This window comes from Anaerobutyricum hallii DSM 3353 (genome assembly GCF_000173975.1).
Classification (GTDB): Bacteria; Bacillota; Clostridia; order Lachnospirales; family Lachnospiraceae; genus Anaerobutyricum; species Anaerobutyricum hallii.
In genome coordinates, this window is sequence record NZ_ACEP01000023.1 from 1 (window position 1) to 3,205 (window position 3,205).

Sequence of the window (3,205 nt, forward strand, 5' to 3'; positions counted from 1 at the left end):
CGTATAAAGCGAGCATTTAAACCGCCGCGACTAAAGTCACAAATATAGGGTATCGGTTCTCTGGGAGTCTGTCTCTTAATGAATTAAATAGTAATTTGACAAATTTTATTTTCAGGGATATTATTGGTAGGGAATTTGTGAAAATAGTTAGAGGTATACAAATGATGCAAAAGCTAAAAGAAGAGAATTATCCAGTGCGTATTCTGGTATATATTTTTGGACTTTTTATTATGACACTCGGGATTTCAATGTCAGTAAAGTCTGATCTTGGAGTATCACCAGTAAGTTCAATTCCGTATTCTATTCCTTTTTAATAAAGTAAAAATAGGATTTGATGTGAGTATGGTCACAATTTCATTAATTTCCTGTTTACTTACACTTAGACGGCTTGGTTCAGTTGGTGTTGGTACAATTATTGCGGCTGTTCTTGTAGGAACCGTTCTTGGATTTGTGACAAGATTATTTGGGGTAAAAAGAGATGCAATCTTATATCCAAAGGGAAGAATTTCTAAATAATAGTATAAAGGGAAATATGTTAATTTATATACACTCTAATTATAAGAATTATACAGGATAAGAAAGGAATCTACATAGTATGCGAATTTTATTAATAAGACACGGTGACCCTGATTATGAAAATGATACATTGACTGAAAAAGGATGCAGAGAAGCAGAGCTACTGGCTAAACGGGCATTGTCTCTTCATATGGGTAAATGTTATGTTTCTCCGCTTGGAAGAGCACAACGTACGGCACTTCCGTCTTTAGAAGCGGCTGGATGCAAAGCAGAAACTGTGGAATGGCTGCAGGAGTTTCCGGCTAAGTTAGATGTTAATAAAGCTCCGGAACTTGCGGAAGCTTATCCGGATATTGAAAAAGAGGGAGAAAAGTATCGCCCAAGAATTGTGTGGGATATGGCACCGGGATATTTGACAGAACATGAAGAATATATGGACAAAATAAATTGGAGACATTCTTTAGTAGCAAAATGTTCTGATATGGAAGACGTATATGATAAAGTTACAAAAGAATTTGACACACTCCTCGCAAAACACGGTTATGTCCGTGAAAATGGTTATTATCGTGTAGAAAAAGAAAGTACAGAAACAATAACTTTATTCTGTCATTTTGGACTGATCTGTGTATTGCTTTCTCATTTATGGAATGTTTCTCCATTTACTTTATGGAATAGCTTTGCATTAGCACCGACTTCCGTTACCGAAGTTGTCACCGAAGAACGAAAACAGGGTATTGCATATTTCCGTGGTTTAAAAATAGGAGATATTTCACATTTATATGCCGGAAATGAAGAACCATCGTTTGCGGCGCGCTTTTGCGAAACATATAGTAATAAAGAACAAAGACATTAATCCTGATTTGTGAGGCTGCAAAGCAGACGAACTCCTGAAGCGAAATAAAGCATATTTGTGGCCTCGGAGCAAGGTTTGGATACGAGCGTGTGTAAGCGAGTATTCAAACCGCCGCGACTAAAGTCACAAATATAGGGGATAGGCTCTCTTTGCTGGCGTCTATTCAGCTCGATAAATCAGAATTCATCTGTTTCAATTCTGGGAGAACTGTCAAGAGCATTACGATGAAGCACAAACTGCCGCCAATTACATTGGATACTGGTTCGGCCATAAACACTCCGTTGCTTCCCATATGGAATACGTAAGGGAACATGTATGTCATTGGTACAACAATGATAACTTTACGCAGGATAGAGAAGAAGATTGCCTGTTTTTTCTTATTTAATGATTTAAACATAGTCTGTCCAGTATACTGAAAGAGCATGAAAATAAATGCGGAAAAATATAGTTTCATTGCAGGGACAGTATCAATCATCAAGCTTTTATCAGAACTGAAAATTCCAATTAAAAATTTAGGTGCAAATAAAATAACACTCCAGGCGATTAAACTGTAAATCAAAGCAAGGACGGACATTGTAATCCAGGCTTCAATAACTTTCTTTGGTCTTTTTGCACCATAATTATAGCTGATCACTGGTGAAGAACCCTCGGAGATAGACCAGATTGGGGTTTCTATCATCTGACGGACGCTGGAAATAATCGTCATAACGGAAACATAAACATCTCCGCCAGTAGCGGAAAGTACATTGTTACAACAAATGCTTACAAGGCTGTTCGTAAGCTGCATAACAAATCCGGCTGTTCCGAGGCTTACGATATTCTTCGCATCTTTTCCGCAGGTTCGGATTTCTTCCTTATATAATAAACGGACTTTATATTCTGCCTTTTTTGAAAGAAAATATAAAACAAATCCTGCAGATAAGCATTGGGACAAAACTGTTGCGATTGCTGCTCCCCGGATACCAAGATCAAGCATAAAAATGAAAAGTGGATCGAGGACAATATTAGCTATGGCACCAATAACAACAGAAATCATTCCTGTCGTTGCATATCCCTGTGCATTAATGAATGGATTCATTCCTGTTGCAATCATGGAAGGAAAAGTTCCAATCAGATAAATCATAATATATGGATAAGCGTATACGAGTGCATTTTCAGAAGCACCAAAAAGAATTAGAATCGGGCGGGCAAATATAAATCCAATGCACATTAACACGATTGCACATACAGAGAGCATAAAAAATGAAGTGTTCATAATCATGCCAGCTCTTTTTTTATCGCCGCGTCCTCGTTCAATAGAAAAAAGAGGAGCACCACCACTGCCAAATAAATTGCTAAATGCAGTAATAATTACAATGATCGGAAAACATAATCCAACCGCTCCTAAAGCCGCCGTTCCGATATTTGGTATTCTTGCAATATAGATTCGATCTACAATATTATAAAGAAGACTTAAAATCTGGGCGACCAACATCGGCAGTGCTGCCTGTAAGATATTAGTCGTAATCTTCCCGTTATCAAAATCAATACGTTTCATAAATACAATCACTTCCTGTTATTTTTTACATTGTTTTTACTTAAAAGATTATACCATGAAGTAAAGCATATGAATAATATTCTTTTTATATCAAAACTAAATAAATTTTAGATGGATAAGTCGTAATAAGTGATCGTTTATGGTATATTTATGGTAATTCTATAAAATATCACCATTTTTTATATCAGGTTGTATATTTTACTATGATATTCACTAAAATATATTCGAAAAATCATCTTATTAAAATATATGTCATAATCTACCAAAATCATTTTTCAAATATACTCGATAACCGTTGA

General features: G+C 36.0%; 4 protein-coding genes. 3 read left to right on the forward strand and 1 reads right to left on the reverse strand.

Annotated features, from left to right (window positions below):
• Window positions 1-161 precede the first annotated feature (161 nt).
• The 3 genes from EUBHAL_RS16070 to EUBHAL_RS01505 all read left to right on the forward strand — a co-directional run bounded on the left by EUBHAL_RS16070 (window position 162) and on the right by EUBHAL_RS01505 (window position 1,369).
• On the forward strand, window positions 162-314 hold the full coding sequence (locus EUBHAL_RS16070; RefSeq protein WP_242648722.1) for a DUF6198 family protein: 153 nt from the start codon (window positions 162-164) through the stop codon (window positions 312-314).
• Window positions 315-342: 28 nt separating this feature from the next.
• Complete coding sequence (locus tag EUBHAL_RS16075; RefSeq protein ID WP_005343992.1) at window positions 343-516, forward strand: DUF6198 family protein; 174 nt, start codon at window positions 343-345, stop codon at window positions 514-516.
• Window positions 517-595: 79 nt separating this feature from the next.
• Window positions 596-1,369: a histidine phosphatase family protein gene (locus tag EUBHAL_RS01505; protein ID WP_005343993.1), complete on the forward strand. Its 774-nt coding sequence runs from the start codon at window positions 596-598 to the stop codon at window positions 1,367-1,369.
• Window positions 1,370-1,532: 163 nt separating this feature from the next.
• Here EUBHAL_RS01505 and EUBHAL_RS01510 read toward each other — a convergent pair whose 3' ends face one another.
• The gene (locus EUBHAL_RS01510; RefSeq protein WP_005343995.1) at window positions 1,533-2,906 is read right to left on the reverse strand and encodes an MATE family efflux transporter; all 1,374 of its coding nucleotides are present in this window, start codon (window positions 2,904-2,906) and stop codon (window positions 1,533-1,535) included.
• Window positions 2,907-3,205: the final 299 nt, after the last annotated feature.

What these genes read in the sequence shown, in the direction of transcription:
- EUBHAL_RS16075 (WP_005343992.1), top strand. Translation starts at nt 343, where the DNA reads ATGGTCACAATTTCATTAATTTCCTGTTTACTTACACTTAGACGGCTT.
- EUBHAL_RS16070 (WP_242648722.1), top strand. Translation starts at nt 162, where the DNA reads ATGATGCAAAAGCTAAAAGAAGAGAATTATCCAGTGCGTATTCTGGTA.
- EUBHAL_RS01510 (WP_005343995.1), bottom strand. Translation starts at nt 2,906, where the DNA reads ATGAAACGTATTGATTTTGATAACGGGAAGATTACGACTAATATCTTA.
- EUBHAL_RS01505 (WP_005343993.1), top strand. Translation starts at nt 596, where the DNA reads ATGCGAATTTTATTAATAAGACACGGTGACCCTGATTATGAAAATGAT.